Annotated in this window: 23 protein-coding genes; 5 read left to right on the forward strand and 18 right to left on the reverse strand. The window is 60.8% G+C overall.

Going from position 1 to position 23,290, the window contains the following annotated elements; all coding sequences use genetic code 11:
• Positions 1-56: 56 nt before the first annotated feature.
• The 3 genes from ACFWXH_RS19090 to ACFWXH_RS19100 form a co-directional block, all read right to left on the reverse strand.
• Positions 57-848 carry a transporter substrate-binding domain-containing protein gene (locus ACFWXH_RS19090; protein ID WP_379122827.1) on the reverse strand — a complete coding sequence of 264 codons (792 nt, stop codon included), beginning with the start codon at positions 846-848 and terminating at the stop codon, positions 57-59.
• Positions 849-1,011: 163 nt separating this feature from the next.
• Positions 1,012-1,983 carry a 2-hydroxyacid dehydrogenase gene (locus ACFWXH_RS19095; protein WP_379122829.1) on the reverse strand — a complete coding sequence of 324 codons (972 nt, stop codon included), beginning with the start codon at positions 1,981-1,983 and terminating at the stop codon, positions 1,012-1,014.
• Positions 1,980-2,783, reverse strand: coding sequence for an Asp/Glu racemase (locus tag ACFWXH_RS19100; protein ID WP_379122831.1), 804 nt, complete (start codon positions 2,781-2,783; stop codon positions 1,980-1,982). Before ACFWXH_RS19100 ends, ACFWXH_RS19095 begins: the two co-directional genes overlap by 4 nt.
• Positions 2,784-2,918: 135 nt before the next feature.
• Between ACFWXH_RS19100 and ACFWXH_RS19105 the strand changes: the two genes are divergently transcribed.
• The gene (locus tag ACFWXH_RS19105) at positions 2,919-3,845 is read left to right on the forward strand and encodes a LysR family transcriptional regulator (protein ID WP_379122833.1); all 927 of its coding nucleotides are present in this window, start codon (positions 2,919-2,921) and stop codon (positions 3,843-3,845) included.
• A gap of 37 nt (positions 3,846-3,882) precedes the next feature.
• Here the strand turns inward: ACFWXH_RS19105 and ACFWXH_RS19110 are convergent, their stop codons facing one another.
• The 4 genes from ACFWXH_RS19110 to ACFWXH_RS19125 all read right to left on the reverse strand — a co-directional run bounded on the left by ACFWXH_RS19110 (position 3,883) and on the right by ACFWXH_RS19125 (position 6,489).
• The gene (locus tag ACFWXH_RS19110) at positions 3,883-4,341 is read right to left on the reverse strand and encodes a hypothetical protein (protein WP_379122835.1); all 459 of its coding nucleotides are present in this window, start codon (positions 4,339-4,341) and stop codon (positions 3,883-3,885) included.
• 82 nt (positions 4,342-4,423) lie between these two features.
• Positions 4,424-4,915, reverse strand: coding sequence for a GNAT family N-acetyltransferase (locus ACFWXH_RS19115; RefSeq protein WP_379122837.1), 492 nt, complete (start codon positions 4,913-4,915; stop codon positions 4,424-4,426).
• 6 nt (positions 4,916-4,921) lie between these two features.
• Complete coding sequence (locus tag ACFWXH_RS19120) at positions 4,922-5,443, reverse strand: flavin reductase family protein (RefSeq protein WP_379122839.1); 522 nt, start codon at positions 5,441-5,443, stop codon at positions 4,922-4,924.
• A complete protein-coding gene (locus tag ACFWXH_RS19125) occupies positions 5,440-6,489 on the reverse strand; it encodes an LLM class oxidoreductase (protein ID WP_379122841.1) in 1,050 nt (349 codons plus the stop codon). The genes ACFWXH_RS19120 and ACFWXH_RS19125 overlap by 4 nt, the downstream gene beginning before the upstream one ends.
• Before the next feature lie 263 nt (positions 6,490-6,752).
• On the opposite strand from ACFWXH_RS19125, the gene ACFWXH_RS19130 reads away from it, so the two are divergent.
• Entirely contained in the window at positions 6,753-7,637 is an 885-nt protein-coding gene (locus ACFWXH_RS19130) for a LysR substrate-binding domain-containing protein (RefSeq protein WP_379122842.1), read from the forward strand.
• A 47-nt stretch (positions 7,638-7,684) separates the two neighbouring features.
• On the opposite strand, the gene ACFWXH_RS19135 is transcribed toward ACFWXH_RS19130, so the two are convergent.
• The 6 genes from ACFWXH_RS19135 to ACFWXH_RS19160 are packed head-to-tail and all read right to left on the reverse strand — an operon-like array spanning position 7,685 to position 14,102.
• Positions 7,685-8,437, reverse strand: coding sequence for an SDR family NAD(P)-dependent oxidoreductase (locus ACFWXH_RS19135; RefSeq protein ID WP_379122844.1), 753 nt, complete (start codon positions 8,435-8,437; stop codon positions 7,685-7,687).
• A 17-nt stretch (positions 8,438-8,454) separates the two neighbouring features.
• Complete coding sequence (locus ACFWXH_RS19140) at positions 8,455-9,270, reverse strand: ABC transporter permease (RefSeq protein WP_152980038.1); 816 nt, start codon at positions 9,268-9,270, stop codon at positions 8,455-8,457.
• A gap of 8 nt (positions 9,271-9,278) precedes the next feature.
• On the reverse strand, positions 9,279-10,457 hold the full coding sequence (locus tag ACFWXH_RS19145; protein ID WP_379122847.1) for an ABC transporter permease: 1,179 nt from the start codon (positions 10,455-10,457) through the stop codon (positions 9,279-9,281).
• A gap of 26 nt (positions 10,458-10,483) precedes the next feature.
• On the reverse strand, positions 10,484-11,551 hold the full coding sequence (locus ACFWXH_RS19150; RefSeq protein WP_379122849.1) for an ABC transporter substrate-binding protein: 1,068 nt from the start codon (positions 11,549-11,551) through the stop codon (positions 10,484-10,486).
• 29 nt (positions 11,552-11,580) lie between these two features.
• A complete protein-coding gene (locus tag ACFWXH_RS19155) occupies positions 11,581-12,681 on the reverse strand; it encodes an ABC transporter ATP-binding protein (RefSeq protein ID WP_379122851.1) in 1,101 nt (366 codons plus the stop codon).
• Between the two features lie 35 nt (positions 12,682-12,716).
• Positions 12,717-14,102: an aminotransferase gene (locus tag ACFWXH_RS19160; RefSeq protein ID WP_379122853.1), complete on the reverse strand. Its 1,386-nt coding sequence runs from the start codon at positions 14,100-14,102 to the stop codon at positions 12,717-12,719.
• 337 nt (positions 14,103-14,439) lie between these two features.
• Between ACFWXH_RS19160 and ACFWXH_RS19165 the strand changes: the two genes are divergently transcribed.
• A complete protein-coding gene (locus tag ACFWXH_RS19165; RefSeq protein ID WP_379122855.1) occupies positions 14,440-15,930 on the forward strand; it encodes an aldehyde dehydrogenase in 1,491 nt (496 codons plus the stop codon).
• A gap of 56 nt (positions 15,931-15,986) precedes the next feature.
• Positions 15,987-16,877 carry a LysR family transcriptional regulator gene (locus ACFWXH_RS19170; protein ID WP_379122857.1) on the forward strand — a complete coding sequence of 297 codons (891 nt, stop codon included), beginning with the start codon at positions 15,987-15,989 and terminating at the stop codon, positions 16,875-16,877.
• 51 nt (positions 16,878-16,928) lie between these two features.
• Here the strand turns inward: ACFWXH_RS19170 and ACFWXH_RS19175 are convergent, their stop codons facing one another.
• Entirely contained in the window at positions 16,929-17,564 is a 636-nt protein-coding gene (locus ACFWXH_RS19175) for a Tim44/TimA family putative adaptor protein (RefSeq protein ID WP_379122859.1), read from the reverse strand.
• A 126-nt stretch (positions 17,565-17,690) separates the two neighbouring features.
• Entirely contained in the window at positions 17,691-18,344 is a 654-nt protein-coding gene (locus ACFWXH_RS19180; RefSeq protein ID WP_379122861.1) for a 5-formyltetrahydrofolate cyclo-ligase, read from the reverse strand.
• Positions 18,345-18,453: 109 nt separating this feature from the next.
• On the opposite strand from ACFWXH_RS19180, the gene ACFWXH_RS19185 reads away from it, so the two are divergent.
• Positions 18,454-19,293: a LysR family transcriptional regulator gene (locus ACFWXH_RS19185; protein WP_379122863.1), complete on the forward strand. Its 840-nt coding sequence runs from the start codon at positions 18,454-18,456 to the stop codon at positions 19,291-19,293.
• Positions 19,294-19,683: 390 nt separating this feature from the next.
• Here ACFWXH_RS19185 and ACFWXH_RS19190 read toward each other — a convergent pair whose 3' ends face one another.
• From ACFWXH_RS19190 to ACFWXH_RS19200, 3 genes are all read right to left on the reverse strand, one after another.
• Positions 19,684-20,787 (reverse strand): NAD(P)H-dependent flavin oxidoreductase, encoded by a 1,104-nt coding sequence (locus ACFWXH_RS19190; RefSeq protein ID WP_379122865.1) that lies wholly within the window; start codon positions 20,785-20,787, stop codon positions 19,684-19,686.
• Between the two features lie 128 nt (positions 20,788-20,915).
• A complete protein-coding gene (locus tag ACFWXH_RS19195; protein WP_379122867.1) occupies positions 20,916-21,884 on the reverse strand; it encodes a DUF808 domain-containing protein in 969 nt (322 codons plus the stop codon).
• A gap of 264 nt (positions 21,885-22,148) precedes the next feature.
• Positions 22,149-23,276: an S-(hydroxymethyl)glutathione dehydrogenase/class III alcohol dehydrogenase gene (locus ACFWXH_RS19200; protein WP_379122869.1), complete on the reverse strand. Its 1,128-nt coding sequence runs from the start codon at positions 23,274-23,276 to the stop codon at positions 22,149-22,151.
• Positions 23,277-23,290: the final 14 nt, after the last annotated feature.

A 23,290-nucleotide genomic window follows, 5' to 3' on the forward strand; every position in this document is an offset into this window, starting at 1 on the left:
GATTGGACTGATGGGCGCGCCCAGCCGGAAACGGCTTTGCGCCCATACGCCATGCGTCACATGCAGGCTTTTTCCTCTGGAAGCAGCACCACTTCCATGAACTGCTTGCGCAGCTTCGTGAACGTGCAGTCGGCCACGATGGAATCGACGGTCTTGTTCATGCGGTCCAGGAGTTCCTGGCTGTCCTTGCGGGCAATCCAGCTCGATCCCTGCTCTCCGCCGCCGGTCCACAAATCGCCACCGGCGAATTTCCACCCCTTGCCCGCCGGCTTGTTCAGGAATTCGAGTGTCCAGCTGATCTTCGGACCGAGGCTCATGTCGAGGCGACCGCTGGCAAGGTCGAGGCGGATCTGGTCGGGATTGTCGTAGAAGACGGTTTCCACGGCATCGCCGAAATGTTCGGCGATATATTTGGCCTGCGCCGACCCGCGCTGCAGACCGATCTTCACACCCTTCAAGCCTTCCTTCGTGAAGGTATAATTGGTGTCTTCCTTGACCACATAGCTGTCCGGATTGAACAGGATCGGCCGCCCGAAGAGAACCTTGGCCTTGCGCTCAGGCAGAGGCTTGGTCTGGGTCGCGACCGCGTCGAGCTTGTTCTGAAGCAGCGCCGGGATGAGCCCCTTGAAATCCAGAACGACGAGTTCGCACTCGGTCTCCATGCGCTTGCACATCTCGCGCGCCAGCTCTGGTTCGAAGCCGGTCAGCTTGCCGCTGGCGTCGACCATGCTGAAAGGAGGATAGCTGCCCTCGTTGCCGAGGATCAATTTTTCCGCAGAAGAGGCGTAGCCGCCGGCAGCCAGAAGCATGGCGGCCGCGAGCCCGAAGGCACGAACTGAACTGATCATTGTCTTTCTTCCTTGTTTTTGTTCCCTCATCCGGGACAATGTCCATCACGCTTTGCCATGCCTGGACGCGAGAGCCCTTCCTGCCCTCGCTCCGCCTTCTCCCGGGAAGGCGGAAATACGATGCTGAGCCATCGCCGGTCTTCGCCGGCTCTATGGCACCAGTCTAATAACCGCGCCGCGGATCGACCCGATGCAGCGGCTCTCCACCGGCACTCACGCGCCGTATGCTTTCAGCGACGTCGCGGGCTGCCGCTTCCGGCACCGTGATGCTGGCGAGATGCGGCGTTATGAGCACGTTCTCCATGCTCCAGAACGGATGATCCTCAGGCAGCGGCTCGACATGGAAGACGTCGAGCGTAGCGCCGCCGATCTGCCCGGAACGCAGTGCTTCGATCAGAGCCGGTTCGTCGACGACGTGACCGCGCGACGCGTTCACGAACTTGGCCCCCTGCGGCAGCGCACTGAACAGATCCGCATTGATCATGCCGGCGGTCGCCGGCGTCAGCGGCATCATGTTGACCAGGATCTCCAGCTCGCCCAGGAAATCCTGCTTCTGATCGAGCCCGAAGCAACGCACACCCGTTATCGATTTGGGCGCGACGTCCCAGCCGCTGACGTCGAAACCGACATCGGCGAGGCCACTGGCCACGGCGGAGCCGAGATGACCCAGTCCGAGAATACCCACCTTGATGGTATCGAGCGGACGCGGATGGATGTAGTGCCACTCATGCCGGCGCTGCGCCTGTTCGAAGGCAGGAATATCGCGCGCATAGCGGATGACCGAAAAAAGCACGTAGCTTCTCATCAGCGCGATCATGCCAGGGTCGGAGAGCCGTGAAATCGGCACGTCAGGCAGATCGGTGCGACCGACAAGGGCATCGATACCGGCACCCAGGTTGACCACCTGGGCGATGTTGCGAAACGGCTCGAAGAATCCGGGGAACGCTTTCCAGGCGAGCACGTGGCGGATGTCGTCAGGATTGCCGACATCCGGATAGACACGGAAATCCAGTCCCGGGAGATTTGATTTCAGGGCATCGCCCCATGCCTTGGGATCGTCGAATTCGCTGTAGAACAGGACGGCGCCATAGTCGCCGGCCTCGGGCATGGACTGTGCGAGGGATTGCTGGGTCATGGATGCACCCGCTCGGCAACCACGTCGTGCAGCAGGCGGCCATAGCCGGGCTTTGCGCCCCTCACTTCGGCGATCTTCAGGCAATGCCAGAAGGACGCCTGTATCGCGGAAATGACGGGTTTGCCCAAAGCGACTTCCAACGCCTCGATGGCGCCGACGCTGCGGAAATTCGTGCAGCTGATGAAGATCGCCGTGGCGTCGGGGTGATCGACCGAACACACCAGGTCATAGAGTTCTTCCAGCTGCACTTCGGCAAGCTCGGTGTCCTTGTCGATCCCGAGATTGCGATGACGCACCACCTTGTGGCCGTTCTCTTCCAGGAAGCGGATGGCACGCTGGTGCACCCCGTCCACATAGGGCGTGGCGAGCGCGACAGGCCCCGCCTCCACAGCGGCAAGTGCTGCGAGCGTCGCTGTCGAGGCGGTGTTGATCTTCTTGCCCGGTGCCCAATTCCTGAGCTTCTCGGTCAAGGCGACATCGTAGGCCGTACCGTGCAGGAACGAAGCGCTGGTGCCGCCAAAACACAACACATCGATCGGCGCCGAACCGAGAAGTCTTGCCGCCTCCTCGAGTTGCGGAGCATTCATCATCTGCTCGATCCCCTCGACGGTGACTTTCGGCAGCTTGATGCGCGTGGTGTGAATGGAAATGCCTTCGGCTGCCATCGCCCACATTTCGGATTCCATGACGACGCTGGAGGCCATGTAGATGAGGCCTATCCGCGCCAGGGTTCCATCGCCGTCGAACCGAAACGAAGGCTTTTGCCCCAGAATCCCAGGCTGTTGTCTTTGAAAGGTCATCGCCATTCGTCTCCCCGGCGTTTGGCGTTTTGGCGGCTGCTCCGACAGGCGAACCGCTCTGTTGACTTGATAGTGGGCCAAGACAGGATATCAATAAAGTAATATTACCTGGCAAATTAGATAGGATATCCCTATATGCACCTATCGATGCGAGCCCTCGCCTATATCGTCGCCACGGCAGACACAGGCAGCGTCAGCGGCAGCGCCAAACAACTGAACGTGTCGCAACCGTCCATTTCCGCTGCCATTGCGCAGATCGAGGCCACGCTCGGCCTGCAACTTTTCGTCCGCCATCACGCCCGCGGCATGACGACGACAGTCGCCGGACAGCGTTTCGTCAATGACGCCCGCCATCTCCTGAATCACGCCCGCGACTTTTCGCGGAACGCAGAGGCTCTGTCGTCGAATGTATCGGGCCAGATCACGGTGGGCAGCTTCGTGACTTTGGCGATCCGCTTCATGCCCGGCTTGCTGGCGGAATTCGCGCGGCGCGTTCCCGGCATCACGGTCAACCACGAGGAAGGCAATCAGCAGGACATCATCGAGGGAATCACCAGCGGCAGGCTGGAATTGGCCATAACCTATGCCTATGCGGTTCCGGAGGAAGTGGTTGCCGAACGATTGGCGGAGTTGCCGCCCTACATACTGGTTGCCTCGGACCACGCGCTTGCCGGACGCGACAGGATCAGCCTCAAGGAGATCGGACACGAACCGTTCATCCTGCTCGACCTGCCCTTTTCCCGCGACTATTTCTTCAACTTGTTCATGGCTTGCGGTGTTGCGCCCCACATCGCGCACCGTTCGCGATCGCCGGAACTGATCCGCGGTCTTGTTGGCCATGGCTGCGGCTACACCATCCACAACGCATTGCCGAGCACGGATGTGAGCTATGACGGACGCAGGATCGTGGCGATACCGATCGCCGAGCGTCTGGCGCCGGTCCACATGGTGACGTTGCGGCTGCGGCGACAGACGATGCGACCCGCCGTGCGTACCTTCGCTGATTTCTTGCAACAATCCTTTCAGCCGACGGGGCTTTTTAACCTGGGACCGGCCGGATAGAAGCATCCCAAAAGTCGCCGTGAGGAGATGGGCCATCTCAAGACGGCTCGATCTTTCCCTCCGGGCCGAGCACTTCGCTCACCGCTTGCTCGAAACGGCCGGCCTCGGTGACCAGCCAGTCTGCCATCGCGGGCCAGTTGTCATCGGCGAAACAGTTGACCCGCCAGATCGCATTGACGCCGAACTCCGGCTCGCTCTGTCCCGGCTTCAGTTTCAGCCTGCTTTCGATCGCAGCCCTGAACGGCTGCAGCCGGCCCTTTGTATCGACCGCGCCCAGCCGTGCGTTGCGGCCGAAGAAGACGCCTACGACGCTCTGCTCGGGCGCCACATACATGGTGATGACGAGATTGAATGCCGGCAGGCCGCGCTGCCAAAACCAGGGCCCGTGCCTGACCCTGCGGGAACGCTCCGCAGGATGTCGCTCCTCGAACAGCGTCCAGAAGTTCCGATGCCGGAACTCCCTGGCGCTGCGGGCACCGAAATCGAATTCACTCATCGAATTGGCTCACTAGGCCGATCTGTTCTTTGATTCCCGGGATGACGAGCATACCCCAGGAAACGTCCTTACAGCCTTTCCGCTACTCCGTCGGCTTCATATCGTATGTGACCCAGCGCGTTTTGGCGGCCAGTTCATCGTAAAGCCGTCTGGCGGAAGCGTTATCGTCCGCGGTGATCCACCGCACGAACGGCCATCCTTGCGTCTTGGCGATCTTGGCGACGCCAAGGATCAGGCTGCGGCCGACACCTTTGCCGCGCTGCGCCGGCAGCACGAACAGATCATCCAGAAAACCGGCGTCACGACCGAGAAGCGTTTCGGGAAATGCGCGGTAATGGGCAAAGCCGACCATCGTGTTGTCGGGTGCGATCGCCAGGATCGCGTTCAAGGAATGGCCCGTATCGAGCAGCCAGTTCCAGACGCGATCCAGAACATCGTCATCGACGGGTGTTCGATAGAATTCGCCGTATTGGCGATAGAGTTCGCGCCATGCGAGTGCATCGACAGGCTCCGCTGAGCGAATGACGAGGGCGGGGTAAATGACGGGCATGGTCTTTTCTTTGGTGGGTGTCATTGCTGGTCACGCATCCGGTCGTGGCTGACCATCGGGCGCAGCGACGGGCGACGGCGCATGAAACGCCCTGCGCCAATGCAGGAGCGGCAGGGATTGATTGATTTCCCCGGATGCAACCGAGGCCGTGATCAGCCTATGGTCGCCTAACGGCACGCGCTGTTGGACGCGCGCCGGTATCCAGGCCATGGTGTCGTCGATGCGCGGCAAGGCATATTCCTCACACCATCGAATGCCGTCGAAACGGTCGATTGCCGCGGTTGCGAACTGCCGGGCAATGTCGGTTTGGCCGGCGGCAAGAAGATTGATGCCAATCGCAGCGCCGGTGTGTAGCCGTGGCAACAGACGCGATGCAGCGTTGACCGCGAACATCACCAATGGCGGCTCGAGCGACAGGGTGTTTAACGTGCCCACCGTCAGCCCATAAGCCCCTGCGCGGCCACCGACGGTGACCACCGCGACCGACGTCGGTATGTGAGCAAAAAGATCCTTGAGGGCGTCGACCGATGGCTCTGTCCAGGCGCGGTTCACCATTGGGTCGAGAGCGGCTGCGGCCCCTCCAGCGACGGGAACAAGGGCAGGACCTCTTCCGCGAGTTCCTGTATGATTTCGCCTGCTGGACGACTTGCAAATTGGATGCCGAGCGCGGCGTGGTTGACACCGGCAGCATGCCATTCGTTCAGCAGATCGATCAGCCCCTTGCGACCGGTCTGCAGCACGAAACCGCCCCTGAGCGGCGTGCGCGGAAAATCCGGATCCTCCACCAGATCGAGCCATTCATTGGTCATATGCGGCCTGAAGCCGCCGCCCGGTATCTTCGCGCGCCAGTCGCGAATGATATTGGCCAGTCGCTGTGGCCCTTCCGGCGTGTGGGCGGCCTGGGGATAGGTCAGCCAGCCGTCGGCATTTTCCGCTACCCAGGACCGCTCCTGGCGGCTGGCGCCGGTGACGATCAGCGGAATTCGCCCGAAAACCGGCTTCGGATAGAAATCCACGCCGCGCATCGTGCCCAGGCTCGAAACGATCTCAGGCCGACCGGCCGCGACAAGCTGCCGGAAATACGCGACCGTCTCCGCAAACCGCTCGCCGCGGCTTTCCATGTCGATGCCATAAGCAGGGAATTCGACCGGCCGGTCGCCCGAGGCGATGCCGAGGACCAGACGTCCGCCCGAAAGATGATCGATGGTCGTGGCTGCCTTCGCCAGGTCGATCGGATGGCGCAGCGTGAAGATCGCACTGCCGGTAGCCAGGGCAACCTTCTGCGTTCGGGCGGCAAGGTAGGACAGGTAGGTGAAAGGATCGAACAATTGGCCGGCGTCGCCGAATGCAGGATCGAACAGCGGCACATCGCGAACCCAGATGGCTGAAAAGCCCAGGCGGTCGATTTCCGCGACGAGCTCTGCCTGCCCCTGCAGCACCGTCATGTCTCCCTGGAAGAAGCGCAACGGCAGGAAGATGCCGATGGTCAAACGATCCGGCGCGAACATGCGCCGATAGCCCGGATGATCAGCGAAGGCCTCGAACGAGGCACCGGTTGGCGCCGTCGCGCGATCTATTTTTGAAGTGGCGATGTTCACAGGCAAACTCCTCTGCGCAAGTTATGCCGCACCGGCAGACCGCTGAGGCAGCATGCTGCCGAAGCCTGTCCAGCCGAATTTACGGTTGTCTTTCGCAGCAATATCTAATGGGTCGACACGACCAGGAGAAACGATGGTTTCTCATCAATTGTTTAGTCTGTCTAAATACAAATTCATTCATATGCCCTTCTGGATCAACTTTTTATGCCTTGACTCAGCCGGATTCATTTTTAGGTTGATTAAATTCTAAGAGTGAACGATCGATGGGCCGCGTACTTCCCCTTCTTGCCTTGCGGGCATTCGCAGAAGCCGGACGGTACGGCAGCGTAAAACGCGCGGCCGAAGCCATGGGAGTGACTTCCGGCGCGGTCAGCCAGCAGTTGCGTCTTCTGGAAGAGCGCGTCGGCACTTCGCTGTTCTCGCGCACACGCTACGGGGTCGAATTGACCGAGGCTGGAGCGAAAGTGCATCCGGTCATGCTGCGGGCTTTCGACCAGATCGAAAACGGGCTGGATAAACTGGAAGCGGACGGGACTGTCCAATCCGTGACGATCTGCACCGTCCCTTCCTTTGCCGCCTCTTGGCTCGTGCCGCGGCTTGGCCGTTTCACCAGCCTTCATCCGGAAGTCGAGGTCCGCGTGGAGGCTTCATCGACGCTGGTCGATCTGCACAAGCGTCGGGTGGACGTTGCCATACGCCATGGGCTCGGAGACTATCCCGGCCTTGAGGTCATTCCCTTGATGGCGCCGGAGTTGATCCCGGTTGCCAGCCCGCGCTTGCTCGCCGAGGGCCCAGGCATCACCAGGCCTGTCGACTGCCTCGCCTATCCCCTGCTCCAGGATTCCGACCGTTCGGATTGGCGTCTCTGGCTGAAGGCCTTCGAGGTTGAGGACGACCCCAGGATTGAACGCGGGCAGGCCTTCGACGAAGATTTCCTGCTCGTGCGGGCCGCCGAGGCGGGGCAAGGAATTGCCCTGGTTCGAGACATCTACGCCCGCGAGGAAGTTGCTGCCGGGCGGCTGGCGGTTGCACTCGACTGTCCCTGGCCGACGGAGTTCGCCTATTATGCGGTCACCCTGCCCCAGGCCACCGAGAGACCTGCCGTTGCCGCGTTCGTCTCGTGGCTGATCCGCGAGGCCAGGACCTGATCTCGCGCCGACGACATCATTTGATGGAACCAAACCACTGTTGATGGCTATATCGCCAAGTATCCACCATCTACCGAAATCGTTGATCCGGTCACATAGGTGGAAAGATCCGACGCGAGGAAAATCACTGCCCCGACCAATTCATCGGGCCGGCCGAAACGTGCCATCGGAATGCGGGCCAGCAGCCGCTCGCGGCGCAGCGGATCCTCGCGCGAAGAGCGCGTCATTTCCGTCTCGATAACGCCGGGCGCGATGACATTGACGCGGATGCCGTCGGCGGCGAGTTCATAAGCCAGCACTTTGCTCAGCATCTGCGCCGCCGCTTTCGAAGTGGAATATGCCATCGAGTGCGGGGAGGCATTGAAGGCTGCGATCGACGTGATGTTGATGACCGAGCCTTTCGTCATTTTCAGCGACTCCAGCCAGGTCAGCGTGGTCAGCCTGACGCCATCGAGATTGACGTCCATCGCCTTGCGCCACAGCCTGTCGCGCTCCCCGCTGTCGAAGGCATGACGGGGCCGGATGCCGGCATTGTTGACGAGGATGTCGATGCTCCCGATCCTGTCCTGCACCAGTCTCTGGACGGCGCCATTCTGGTGCGCATCGGTGACGTCGAGAACAAAGGCGTGGCAATCGAAACCTTTCGCGACGAGTTCGTCACGCCGTGCCTCAACACCCTCGCCGTCGATATCGGTGAGCACCACGCGCGCGCCTTGCGCGGCAAGCCCAGCCGCGATCGCAGCTCCATTGCCCGTCGCGGCACCTGTTACCAAAGCGATCTTGTCGTGCAGAAGCATCATTCGGGATCCGTGTTCGATCATGCACTGACGAAGCCCTGGGCAGCGACGTTGATGAGCCGCCGGCGGCGGCGCTGCATGTAGCGCATCAGCATGAAGAGGAATGTCGAGAAGACCATCATGATGGTTGCCACCGCGGTCAGTTCCGGGGTGATGGTCTCGCGCAGACTGGAAAACATTTCGCGTGGCAGCGTGCGTTGATCGGGTCCGGCAATGAACAAGGCGATCACCACGTCGTCGAACGAGGCGGCAAAGGCGAAGAGGGCGCCCGAGGCGACGGCCGGCAGGATCGAGGGCAGTGTGACGCGAAAAAATGCCGTGAGCGGGCGCGCGCCGCAGGCCGCCGCGGCGCGTGCCAGGTTCGGATCGAGTTGCTCGACAGCGGCCAGAACGGGGATGACCACGAACGGTATGGCGATGACCGTGTGCGCGATGACCATGCCGGCAAAGGAATTGGTCAGTTGCAGCGGCGCCAGGAAGAAATAGAGGGCAACCGCGATCATCACGATCGGCACGATCATCGGCGTCAGGGCAAGCAGTTTGATGGCACCGACGACGAAGCCGCGCCGCCGCGCCAGCCCGAAGGAAGCCATCGTGCCCAGCAGCAACGCCAGCGCCGTCGCACTGAGGCCGATCTTGAGCGAGTTGATGAAGGCATCCAACCACCTGCCCGAAGTCAGAACGGTTTCGTACCAGCGCAACGACAAGCCGGGCAGCGGATAGGACAGGAAGCCTGAACTCGAAAACGAAAGCGGGATAACGGCCAGGATCGGCAGCAGCAGGAATACCAGCACTGCGCCGCAAGCGATCCGGTAGACGATTTTCCACGGTTGCATCGCTTACCTCAGCTCAACGAAATGGCGCGACCGCCGGAAAGCCGGTGGGCGACCAGATAGAGCAGAAAGGTCGAAGCCAGCAGCAGCAGACCGAGGGCAGAGGCCAGGCCCCAATTGCCGGTTCCGGTGGTGTAGGTGGCGACGAAATAGGACAGCATCTGGTCCGAGGCGCCACCGACAAGCGACGGCGTGATATAGTAGCCAAGCGACAGGATGAAGACCATCAGCGAGCCGGCGGCAATGCCTGGCGCCGCCAGCGGCAGGTAGACCCGGATGAAAGCCGTCAGCGGTCTTGCGCCGAGGCTGGCGGCGGCGCGCATGTAGCCCGGCGGGATGGCTCGAACCGCGCCGTAGAGCGGCAGGATCATGAAGGGCAGCAGCACATGCGTCATGGCGATGATCACGCCGGTGCGATTGTAGATCATCGCCAGGGGTTCGCTGATCACGCCGATCCTCATCAGAAGGCTGTTGATCAATCCCTCGCGCTGCAGCAGCACGACCCAGGCAGTGGTGCGCACCAGAAGCGACGTCCAGAATGGCAGCAGCACGAGGATCATCAACCAGTCGGCTGCTTTTTCGGAAACGGTCGTCAACAGCACCGCCACTGGAAAACCCATCAGCAGGCAGCACAGCGTCACCGTTGCGGCGATCTTGATCGTCCGCGCCAGAACATCGAGGTAGAGCCGATTTTCAACGGGCGCCTGAGCGATGGCGCCGTCGGTTGTGCGTTGCAGATCGAGAGATGAAAGAATGTAGTAGTCGGAAATGCCGACGCCGGCGCGTTTCACGACCGACAGGAAGGCATCGCTCGTCAGCAAGGGATCGATGCCGGTGAAATAGGCTGCGTCGAACGTTGTTTCCGCCGGCGCCCTGGCGACAGTGCGGCCGGCGCGCAACAGCAGGCTGCGCACCCCGGGCACTTCGTAGTTGATCCTGTGGGCGGCTTCTGCCAGCGTGCCCGAGCTCCGTGCTGTTTTCAGGTCGCTGGCCAGCGCGTCAAAAATGGTTGCGGGCGGCGTTTGCCCCGGCTTCCAGTCCCGCAGCGAAGCGATCGTCTGCGGCAAGGCTCGAGGCACTTCAACCTCGCGCACCGCCAGGCTTGCGAACCAGATCATCGGCACGAAGAAAAATATCAGCAGGAACCCCACGACCGGGATAACCAGCAATGTCGTGCGCGACAGGTTCATGGCTCGCAATCCTTGATCCGCCTGTCTCAGTTGGTGCCGGCCCAGCGGTTCCAGCGATCGTTGAGATCGTCGAAATTATCGATCCAGAACGATGGATCCTCAGGCACGGCAACCTTGAAGTTGTCCGGATTCGACGGCAGGTCGTGGAGATATTTCGCATCGATCAGGCCCGGTGCGTCCTTGTTGCTCGGACCGGAGCGATTGAATTCCGGCAGCGCTGCCTGCGGCGCCGCGCGGGTCGCGAACTCCAGGAACTTGTAGGACTCGTCGAGCTTCGGCGTGCCTTTCATGATCACCCAGCTGTCCTTGGTGTAGATGGAGTCCCGCCAGACGATGCCGAAATCGGAGCCGTTCTGCTCGTTCGAGGCGGTGATGCGCGAATTGAACGCCGTCGTCATCGCCACGTCGCCGGACGCCAGCATCTGCACTGGCTGCGCACCGGTCTTCCAGAAAATCAGGCTGTCCTTGATCTTGTCGTACATGGCAAATGCACGATCCACACCCTCGGGAGTCGACAGCACCTTGTAGACCTGATCCGACGGTACACCGTCGGCCAGCAGTGCGATCTCCAGATTCCACTTGGGTCCATTGCGAACCGCCCGCTTGCCTGGGAACGCCTTGGTGTCGAAGAATGCCGCCCAGTTTTCAGGCTTTGTGCCCTGCTTGGCGTTGTCATAGGCAAGCACCAGATTGTAGATCACCGCTGCAACGCCGCAGTCGTTCACCATGCCGGGCAGAAAGCGATCCGGACCGCCGCTGCGGCCGACATCGAAATGTTCGAAAAGGCCCTCGTCGCAACCGATGCCGAGTTCCTCGGATTCGACCTGGACGACATCCCAGTCATTGTTGCCGCCACGCACCTTGGTGCGTAACGCGCCGACGCCGCCTTCCCAATAGGTGTCGGTCAGCTTGATGCCGCTCTCTTCGATAAACGGACCGAACATGAATTTGCGCTGGGCGTCCTGGTAAGGACCACCCCATGAGACGACGGTCAGATCGCGGGCTAGTGCGGCGGTGGCCAAACCGCTGAGTGGTAAGGACAGGACAGCCCCGACAAGCAGGTTCAGTGGCAGATGCATTGCTTTTATTGTCATATCATTCCCCTTTTTTGTTTTTCGACCTGCTAGATGACCCAGCTGTCTCGGCTGTTGAATCCGATCTGGATGGGTTGGCCGATGGAAAGGCCGGCAGGCAGCCGATTCGGATTGACCTTCGCCATCCACTGCAGGGCCTCACCTTCCCCGTTTGTTTCCAGCGCCGCGATCAACCGCCAGTGATCGCCCTGATGAATGAGGTCGACCAGGCGGGCGCCGATCTTGTTGTCTGTTTCAAGCGAGCCTTTGGCAGCGGCGACGTCGATGCGCTCGGGCCGGATGCAGAGCGTCGAGCTTTGCGGATAGGTTCCTGTCGTCCTCAGCCGGCCACGGCAAGTGGTGCCGTTCAGGGTGGTGAGGCGCGCGTACTCGTCCGATGCATCCACCCTGTCGACATCGCCGACAAGCATGTTGTTGTCGCCGATGAAGCCGGCGACGAAGACGTTGGCCGGCCGATCGTAGAGTTGTTGCGGCGTATCAAGCTGTTCGACGCGCCCGTGGTTGAACACACAGACGCGATCGGAGAGGTTCATCGCTTCCGACTGATCATGCGTCACGAACACCATGGTCACACCCAACTCGCGATGCAGCCGGCGGATCTCGAGCTGAAGTTCTTCGCGCAGGTTCTTGTCGAGCGCCGACAGCGGCTCATCCATCAGCACCAGCTTGGGGTCGAACACCAATGCACGGGCCAGCGCCACGCGCTGCTGTTCGCCGCCGGAGAGCTGGGAAGGACGGCGGTCGGCATGGCGGCCGAGGCGAACCTTTTCCAGGGCTGCAGCGACACGGTCCTGGATTTGCGGCTTCGGCACCTTCCGCATTTCAAGCGGGAAAGCGATGTTCTGAGCCACCGACATATGCGGAAACAGCGAGTAGCTCTGGAAGACGACGCCCATGTTGCGCTCGTATGGCGGCAGCGCGTCGATGGGCGTGCCCTCAAGGTGGATGGAACCGGAGGTCGGCTTTTCGAATCCTGCCAGCATCATCAGCGTCGTCGTCTTGCCGGAGCCCGAGGGCCCCAGAAACGTCATGAACTCCCCCTTGGCGATGCCGAGGTTCAGGTTCTCGACCGCCGCCAGCGTATTGTTCGCGTAGGTCTTTCGAATGTGGTCGAATTCGATGAAGCTCACGGTCGTCCGTCTCGCACGGGGAGGGAATGCATTGGTCAGGCTTGCTGCCGCAGCCAGGTCGATGTTTCATCGAGCGACAACCGCACCCGGCTCATCAGATCATCGATCTCGGCTTCATTGATGATCAGCGGCGGCGCGAAGGTGATGATGTCGCCTGGCACGGCCCGCAGGATCAGGCCGTTGGCAAGGGCGCGACCGAGGAAATAGGCGCCGACGCCCTTTTCCGGCGCAAATGGCTTGCGCAGGGCGGGCTGTTCGGCGAGTTCGATCGCGCCAATCAAGCCCATGCCACGAACGTCCCCGACAAGCGGATGATCGCGCAGCGCCTGCAAGCCATCCTGAAATCGTGGAGCGACGCGTCGAACATGGTCGAGGATTCCGTCGTCCTCGTAGATGCGCAATGTCTCCAGGGCCACTGCGGCGGCAACTGGATGGCCGCTATAGGTGAAGCCGTGGCCGAACACGCCCACGGTGTCGCTGCCCTGCTTGATCGTCTCGTAGATGTCCTCCGACAGGTAAAGTGCCGAGATCGGGGCATAGGCGGCCGAAAGCATCTTCGCCACGGTGATCATGTCCGGCTTCAGGCCGAAGACGGTCGAGCCGAAGGCTTCGCCGAGTCGGCCAAAGCCGGAGATCACCTCGTCGGCAATGAACAGGATATCGTATTTGCGCAGGATGGCTTGGATGCCGTCATAGTAGCCGGGTGGCGGTATGACGACGCCGCCGCCGCCGATCACCGGCTCGGCGATGAACGCGGCAACCGTCTCCGGTCCTTCGCGCAGAATGGTTTGCTCAAGTTCCTCGACCAGTCGATCCGAGAATTGTTCAATCGTTTCGCCCGGCAGGCCATGTGCGTAGTAGTGCGGGCAACTAATGCGGACGATGCCGGGAATATCCAGATCGAACACCTTGCGTGCTGCCGAAAGGCCCGACATCGCCGAAGCGACCGCCGTCGAACCGTGATAGGAGCGGTCCCGGGCGATGATCTTCTTCTTCCGCGGTCGGCCCTTGGCGTTGTTGTAGTAGTGAACCAGCTTGAAGGCAGCGTCATTCGATTCCGAACCGGAGTTCGCAAACAGGACGCGCGCAAACGGCAGCGGAGACCAATCCATGAGTTTGGCGGCCAGACGCGCAGTGACCTCCGGCACACGGCCCGCGAAGGAATGGTAGAACGGCAATTCCAGCATCTGACGGTAAGCCGCGTCCGCGAGCCGGCGCTCCGAAAAGCCGAGCGAGGCGCACCATAGTCCCGCCAACCCCTCCATGTAGCGGTTCCCGTCCTCGTCGACGACCCAGATGCCGTCCCCGCCACGGATGACGACGGGACCGTCCGCTTCGATCTTGCGGGGATGGGTGTAGGGATGCAGATGCCGTTCTGAATCCAACCTGCTGGCTTCGGATCTGTTGTGCGTTCGCTGCATGACAAGCCTTTTGACGTCTCGGTACGCGAGGGCCATTTCGCTGGGAGTGCCGCTTGCTTTCCGCCCGCGCGAGCACGTTTTTCACGACGTTCAGCCAGAGCGCCCATTCTCTTCTGGCGGTTCGAGACAGAGCGACCGCTGCCTGTCGATAGAACTCGTATGAGCGTTGCGGGAATGGTGCTAGCGAATTTTTTCGATTTCCATGTTGCCAAAATTTCGTGACATTTGTGCTTGTGATATTTCCTTTTGGACTTTAGGCCTTTTCGAAAAATCGCTTTCGTCGCTTGCCGCCATGAATAGTGTTCAAGCGATTTCTCAAATTGTCCGAAGGTTCAAGATGAGCGCATCCAGTCGTTTCCGCATGTTTATCGACAATGAGTTCGTCGAGTCGGCGAGCGGGGAATGGTTCACCACGGACAACCCCTTCACCGGCCGACCATTTGCCGAAGTGGCAGCCGCCAATGAAGAGGATGTCGATCGTGCCGTGCGCTCGGCGCATCGTGCGTTTAACGCACCGGAATGGAAAGGCTTGACCGCTTCCCAACGGGGCGAGCTTTTGCTGCGTCTCGCCGATCTTATCGCCGCGCATGTCGAAGAGCTTGCCGTCGCCGAAGTGCGCGACAATGGTAAACTGATCTCGGAGATGCGGGCGCAGATCGCCTACATGCCGCAGTGGTATCGCTACTATGGCGGCCTCGCCAACAAGGTCGAGGGCGCGCATTTGCCGAGCGACAAGAAGAACACCGTCAACTTTACCCGCTATGAGCCGCTCGGTGTGGTCGCGGCGATTGTTCCCTGGAATTCGCCGCTTCTTTTGCTGGCATGGAAGCTGGCCCCGGCTCTGGCTGCGGGCAATACCGTCGTCGTCAAGCCGTCAGAATTTACCTCCACGTCGATCACCCCCTTTATGGAACTGGTGAAGGCCGCCGGCTTCCCGGCAGGTGTCGTCAACGTGGTCACGGGGACCGGTCCGACAGTCGGAGCGGAGCTTGTGCGCCACCCCTTGGTGCGCAAGGTTGCCTTCACCGGCGGCGAGACCGCGGGTATCGCCATCGCGGAAGCCGCGGGGCGCCGGCTTATTCCTGCAACGCTGGAGCTCGGCGGCAAGAGTGCGAACATCGTCTTTGCCGATGCCAATCTCGACAACGCTGCAAAGGGCGTCATCGGCGGCATATTCGCCGCCACCGGCCAGACTTGCGTTGCCGGATCGAGGCTCCTGGTTCAGCGTGAGATCGCCGATGAGTTCATCGAGCGGTTGCTCGCCATCGCCCGCACCGCCCGCATGGGCGATCCACTTTCGACCGATACGCAGGTCGGGCCAGTTACGACGCCGGTCCAGTTGGGCAAGATTCTGCGCCACATCGAGGACGCGAAGGCTGAGGGCGCCAGATGTGTGTTGGGCGGCGGCCGTGCCGAGCGCCCGGAATGCGGGACGGGATGGTTCGTCGAGCCGACTATTTTCACCGACGTCACGCCGCAGATGCGCCTGGCGCGCGAGGAAGTCTTTGGGCCGGTGCTGGCAATCATGCCCTTCGACACTGACGAAGAAGCTGTTTCGCTGGCAAACAGCACGGACTACGGTTTGGCAGCCGGCGTCTGGACCAGGGACCTGAAACGCGCCCATCGGATGGCCGAACAGTTGCAGGCCGGCTCGGTCTGGATCAATACCTATCGCACATCCGCACCGATGTCCCCTTTCGGGGGCTACAAACGATCCGGCCTAGGGCGCGAAGGCGGTGCCGATGCGATCAAGCAATACCTCCAGGTCAAGAGCGTGTGGATCGACTTGAATGACGAATATCCGTCGCCGTTCGTCATGCGTTTGTAGCTTGGCTGGAAATCCTACTGGATGACTGGCGTTCTTTTAAGATCGGGGCAAAGCCAGTGATAACGCTGAAGCAGCTTGAGGCTCTCTACTGGGCTGCGACCCTTGGCAGTTTCGTGTTGGCGGCCGAGCGCCTGTTCATGACGCAATCGGCGCTATCCAAACGAATCCTGGAACTCGAGGAACAGATTGGCGAACCCCTGTTTGATCGGTCGGGTCCGCGCGCGCGCATCACGGAACTGGGTACACGCGTTCTCGAAAACGCCTCGGAAATGCTCAATCTGCGTGATGCGATCCTGCTTTCGGCAAGAAGCGGCACAACGGTCAAAGGTGTCTGCCGCTTCGGCGTCACTCAGATCATGGCAATCAAACGGTTGCCGGAGCTCGTCGTGCGGATCCGGGACACGTATCCTGAGGTGAAAATCGAACCTCAGGTCGCATTGACCCAGGAATTGCTGCATTCGGTATCCAAGGGCGAACTCGACTTTGCCCTTGCTCCGGGCCCATCGATCGATTCCTGCATTGTCTCCAGGTCGATCACCGCCATGGAACTGGTTTGGGTTTGTTCACCGTCGCTCGTCAGCCATGATGGTCCGTTCGACGTATCAGACTTCCCGAAATACCCTTTGATTTCCATGTCGGACCGCGCCGGAACGTCCGGAGTCCTGAGCGCGTGGGCGATTGAAAAGGGCGTAAATTTTACCAGAATTGTCAATACCAACAGTCCCGAGGCAGCCGCTGCGCTGACAATTGCGGGCCTCGGTATCGCGCTGTTGGCTGCTCCTTTCGTGGAAAGCTACATCCAATCCGACCAATTGAAGCGCCTGCCAATACCCCCGGAACTGGAAGTTCCTCCGCTGAACTATTTTATTCACTGGAGATCTGACAATGCGCGAAAGCTGGCGGAGGCGGTTCGCGAAATAGCCATAGACATGTTCGCTGTCAGTTGATCGAAAGAGAACGCAGTAGCGGCTTGTTCGAGCGCCTCCCCGGCCGGAGCCTTACCGACACTCGCCCCCGCCTTGTATTCCTTCCTGCGTCGCGACCAGCGTCCATGAAGGGTCGCGTGAGGGAATGGGACGCGAGAATGTCCAGCGATCCGCGACCAGTATGGGACGGGTCGGCCCACCCAGCACAACGTCATCTGCGGAAGAACCAGTCGCCTCGATCAGTTGGGCGTGGAACATGACCTCCACTTCGACTGCGTCCTGAAGCAGGGCGACGCGCTCGATCTCTGCGAGGTCGATCCCAAGAACAACGAGCTCAGCAGTCCCTTGCCTTTCGTTGCGCTCGGCAATCACCGTCGCGAATGTGTCGAGCACTTGTGCGGACAGCAGCGGGCGGAGGGTTTCCATGTCTCCGCGAGCGTAAGCTTCCACGATCTTTTCGTAAGCGCTTTGCGCCCCGATCAGGAACCAGGACGGGCTGAACTCCGGGTCGACTTCCCGCAGCAAGGTCCAGTTCTGCTCATCCTCTACGGAGCGTTTGTCGCTGCTGATGGTGTTGCGAGACAGCGGGGTGATCTCATCAGCATCGCTCGACGTCGAATAGCCAACCAACACCGACAGGATCACCAGCCATGTCGAGAGTATGATGATCGCGGGAAAGTTGGTCGCGAGGGTGCTGACTTCATTCATGGCGGCCTCCATTTGGCCGGGGAGGCATTTGTCCTTGTCGAGAGGCAAACAATGCGAGCCTCTGGTGGCGGTCCTAGCTGGTCTTCGTTCTGATCATTTTCTTGCGCGTTGCGGGGCCCCTGACGCCTAGTCCGTAACGACGACATCCATCGGAATATCGTGAGACTGCGGATAGATGGTCGGGACATTGGCGCTGGTGTAGCCGACGCCGATTGCCAATGGTTTGCGCCGCATGACAGCCAGGGTCCGATCGAAGAACCCGCCGCCATAGCCAAGCCGATAATGTTCCTTGTCAAAACCGACGACCGGCGCGACCACGACATCGGGCTGCACGGCAGGTCCTCGCGGAGGAACAAGGATTCCCGCGACACCGCGTTCCAGCGGATCTCCCGGTGACCAGATCCGATATTCGACAGGCCAGCCCTGCTGGATCACGACGGGAAGAGCTAGCCGCCCGCCACGTTCAATGACCCGGATACCCCAGTTGCGTAAATCCGGTTCTCCACGAAACGGCCAATAGGTGCCGACGATGCGACCGCCAAACTTGCCGATCGTCAGATCAAGCATCGAGGCAATGCGATCGGACCTTGCTTGCCGCTCGTCGGGCGACATCGACAGACGCTGGTCGATCAATCGCTTGCGCTCCGCTTTGCGCCACCGCAACACATCACTCCAAGCGTCGGGGCGGACGAGGTCTAAACGGAACTCCGGCGACAGTTCGTGCATGAAGCATGGAGGGGATGCGTACTGAGCGGGCTCCTCATGGATATCGTCTTGCATTGCGCGCGTTCCATTGTGGTCTGTCTTCCAAAATTGCGCCGCAAGAAGGATCGATGCAAACGGAATTAAATGCGCTATAACTGCAAAAAAATTGCACTAAGGCTTGGACATGGACATAGACCGCGCGCGGACGTTTTTGGAAATTGTTCATACCGGCAGCTTCTTCAAGGCAGCCGACCGCCTTCATGTGACCCAGACCACGGTGAGTGCACGCATCCGTACCCTGGAAGAGGAGCTCGGCCGAAAGCTCTTCGTGCGCAATCGTAACGGCGCGGCCCTGACGGCTGCTGGACGGGAGTTCGAACGTTTTGCCCAATCCTTTGTCCAGATATGGGAACGCGCGCGTCAGCAGCTGTCGGTTCCTGCCGGTCGCTCCAGTGTCGTCGCCCTTGGCGGCGAACTGAGCCTGTGGAATCCGCTGCTTCTGGACTGGTTGGTCTGGATGAAGAAGAACCAGCCGACAATCGCCATTCATGCGAATGTCGGTGTGCCGGATCAACTGGTCGAACAATTGCGGACAGGCGTTCTGGACATTGCGATCCTCTATGCGCCGAAGATCCTGCCCGGGTTCACGGTGGAGCTGATCGAGGAAGAACAGCTTGTTCTGGTGAGGACCAGGCTCGAAGAGACCGATGCCGAAAGCGACTATGTGCACGTCGACTGGGGTCCGCAATTTGCCGCGCAACATGGGATCGGAGCAGCTGCCTTCGGCGAACCCGGGCTGCTCGTGGGGCTCGGTCCGCTGGGACTGAGCTACATCCTGCGCGCTGGCGGCATGGGCTATTTCCGGCTAGGCGCGGTCAAACCCCACCTGGAGGCCGGTCAGCTGGAACTGGTGAAGCATGCGCCGCAGTTCACATATCCGGCCTACGCTGTTTATCCCGATGCTGCCGAAACTCGAGAAGATGTCCGTCAGGCATTGTCGGGACTGAAGAAGGTGGCGCACTGATGGCATCGGAGATGGCTATGACGGCTCGTCGTCACCTCGCCGGGCTTCCAGCAACGCGTTGATGACAAGCTCGCGCCCCGCGCGACTTATCCCGACTCCTTGTCCGCGCTCTTGCACGAGCCCCAGATGCAGCAACCGTTCGATTATTTCCCGGCTAAGGGCCGCATGCGGGCCACGGTTCATTCGCTTCAACGCCAACTGCTCTTCTTTGGAGAGCTCGTCCCAACCGACCACCGGAACGCTTGCAGGCGCATGGACGGCAGCTCCAACGTTTCTCCTGGACCGCAGGGAACGAGCTCGAGGCGTCATGGAAACATCAGCCCCCGCCGCAGTTGGCACCGGTTGTCGGCTCCTGCCTTGCTTTCGGGCACGCAAGAATTGGGTTGCGCCTCATCGCGACAGGCCTGCCGGCTGGTCCACTTCACCAAGCGCGGCGAGGCGGGCCAGCGCTTCGGAGGCAAGCTTGCGGGTCAGCTCGCCCGCTGGAATCTCCCTGCACAGACTGGCAGCCTGACCCGACCAGAGCGACATGAAGTCGCCCGAACCTGCTTTTTCACTTGCCGCACGCAGCGGAGCAAGGGCTCCACCCGCGAGGGGAAAGGCTGGTGCTTTCTCGCTCATCGGTCCCACCTCGCGCATCACACGATTGATCATGCCGCGCGCAGGCCTGCCCGTGAACACATTGGTCAGAACCGTCTGTTCGGCCATCGGGCTGCGCAGCGCTTCATGGTGTGGTTTGGAAATGCGCGCCTGTGGCGTGAACAGATAGGCGGTGCCGATCTGAACCGCAGAAGCACCGAGTGCGAAAGCCGCCACGATGCCTCGGGCATCAGCAATTCCGCCAGCCGCAATGACTGGAACCTTCACCGCATCGACGACTTGCGGCACCAGGGCGAATGTGCCGACTTGTGTAGCGATATCCTCTGTCAGGAAATTGCCTCGATGGCCCCCGGCCTCAAATCCCTGCGCGATGATGGCGTCGCAACCACGGTCTTCGAGCCAGCGGGCTTCGTCCACCGTCGTGGCCGATGACAGGATTTTCGCACCAGTTGCCCGAACCCGGTCGAGCAGATGGCGGTCGGGCAGGCCGAAGTGGAAACTTATCACCTCAGGCCTGAATTCCTCGACCAGGGTACAAAGCTGCTCATCGAACGGAGTACGATTGGAAACAGGAACCGGACCATCCGGGTCGAGACCGAATTCCACATAGTAGGGTCTGAGTTGTCTGCGCCAGTTGGCCTCGCGCTCGGCATCCACCGAAGGCACGGCATGGCAGAAGAAATTGACATTGATGGGTCGGTTCGTTCGGCCCCGGATCGTTCCGAGCTCGGAACGCACCTGCTCCGCATCCATGGTCGCACAAGGGAGCGAACCCAGACCTCCTGCCTCGGCGACAGCGACCACCATGTCGGCGAACACAGGGCCAGCCATTGGAGCCTGAATTATCGGCAAATCAATGCCAAAGAGATCGACGATCCGCCGGTCCGGCCACATTGCAGTACTCCCAGGTTACAGATGGCTCGCACTATCCATGTCGGTCGTGACGTTCTCAAATGAAAAAACGCGCGATCTGGATGCAAGTTTTTTGCAGACAAAATGCAGCCCGATCGGGGAGACGTTACTCACGAAGCCGCGTGAGACTTCCCAGCCACCTTTTGGACGACGGGGATTGCAAGCAGGCCAACCGCCAGGCCGATCAGCCCGGCGGCTGCCGCCGACACCAGAAAAGCGACAAGTTCGCCAGCCACCGGAACCGAATGCGCGGCTTTTTCCGCAGCAGCCTCGATGAGATGTGCCGGTTCACCGTATCCGAATGTCTCGAGGCCGTGCACGAGAATGCCGCCACCGACCCAGATCATGGCGGCGGTGCCGACCGCGGCCAACGCGTTCAGGAAGTAAGGCATTCCCGTCACCACTCCTCTTCCGAATGCGCGTGACGCCGCACCCAGTCCAAGAAAACTTCCTTTGGTCCTGGCCAGGGCCAGCCCGAAATCATCGGCCTTCACGATGATGGCGACGACACCATACACCCCCAGCGTGATGCCAATGCCGACCATGGCGAGGATGGCTGCCTGTGTCAGGACATTCGTGGACGGTATTGCAGCCAGCGTGATCGCCATGATTTCAGCGGACAAAATGAAGTCCGTTCGAATGGCGCCTTGGACTTTTTCGTTTTCGAATTTGGCAGGCTCCGCCAGGACGCCGGCATCCGGGTCGCTGTCCTCTTCGGCATGAGGGAAGAAAACCTCGAGCACCTTTTCAGCGCCTTCGAAGCAAAGATAGATGCCGCCGACCATCAGGAGTGGTGTAATCGCCCAAGGGGCCAGCCATCCCAGCAGCAAAGCTGCCGGGAGCAGGAAGATGAGTTTGTTTTTCAGGGAGCCGACCGTGATCTTTGCGATGATCGGCAGCTCCCGCTGCGCTGTGAAGCCGACAACGTAACGCGGCGTTACCGCCGCATCATCGATGACCACTCCCGCAGCTTTTGCTCCTGCTTTTGCGGCCTGGGCGGCCACGTCATCGATCGAGGCTGCGGCGACCTTCGCGATCGAGGCTACATCATCGAGCAGGGCCAGCAGTCCGGAACTCATTCGCAGTCCTTGTTTTGACGAGTGAGTAGACTGTTTTGGCTAAGGATCAATGACCTATTTATGAAGAGACTGGCGTTTCGTTCCGCCTTGCCCCGGTTCTCGCTTCAGCTTGCTGCGACCAACAGCAAGCCTGTGCATGAAGAAATGCCGGCGGTGCGATCGGGACCAGAGAGTCCTCCTTATCGCACCGCCGGCCAACGCCAGGCTTTGGGAACACGCTGAGCAACCGGGAGGCCGGAGGCCAGCGAAAAAGCCAAGCGTATCCTAGTAGACCACCACGCTTCGGATGCTCTTGCCCTCATGCATGAGATCGAAGCCCTTGTTGATCTCGTCCAGCTTCAGCGTGTGGGTGATCATCGGATCGATCTCGATCTTGCCGTCCATGTACCAGTCGACGATCTTCGGCACATCGGTGCGGCCGCGCGCGCCGCCGAAGGCCGTGCCCATCCAGCTACGGCCCGTCACCAGTTGGAACGGACGCGTCGAGATCTCCTGGCCGGCACCGGCAACACCGATGACGACCGACTTGCCCCAGCCGCGATGTGCCGCCTCCAGCGCCTGGCGCATCACCTTGGTGTTGCCCGTGCAGTCGAAGGTGTAGTCGGCACCGCCGATCTGGTCGGCGCCACGCTTGGTCAGGTTGACCAGGTAAGGCACGATGTCGCCATCGACCTCCTTCGGGTTGACGAAATGCGTCATGCCGAAGCGCTCGCCCCAGGCCTTCTTGTCGTTGTTGAGATCGACACCGATGATCATGTCGGCACCGGCAAGCCTCAGCCCCTGGATGACGTTGAGGCCAATGCCGCCGAGCCCGAACACCACCGCGGTCGCGCCCTCCTCCACCTTGGCGGTGTTGATGACGGCGCCGATGCCCGTGGTGACGCCGCAGCCGATGTAGCAGATCTTGTCGAAGGGTGCGTCCGGGTTGACCTTGGCCAGCGCGATCTCGGGCAGCACCGTGAAGTTCGAGAAGGTCGAGCAGCCCATATAGTGGAATATCTTTTCCCCACCGATCGAGAAGCGCGAGCTGCCGTCCGGCATCAGGCCCTGACCCTGGGTGGCGCGGATCGCCGTGCACAGGTTGGTCTTGCGCGACAGGCATGACGGGCACGAGCGGCATTCGGGCGTATAGAGCGGGATGACATGGTCGCCCTTCTTCAGGCTCGTCACTCCCTTGCCGACATCGACGACGACGCCGGCGCCTTCATGGCCGAGGATCGCCGGGAAGATGCCTTCCGGATCGGCGCCCGACAGCGTGAACTCGTCGGTGTGGCAGATGCCGGTCGCCTTCACCTCAACCAGCACCTCGCCCTCGCGGGGGCCTTCGAGATCCACATCCATGATCTCAAGCGGCTTGCCGGCTCCAACAGCTACTGCGGCGCGGGTTTTCATATCGTCCTACTCCA

This window comes from Mesorhizobium sp. NPDC059054, assembly GCF_042739215.1.
Lineage (GTDB): Bacteria > Pseudomonadota > Alphaproteobacteria > Rhizobiales > Rhizobiaceae > Mesorhizobium.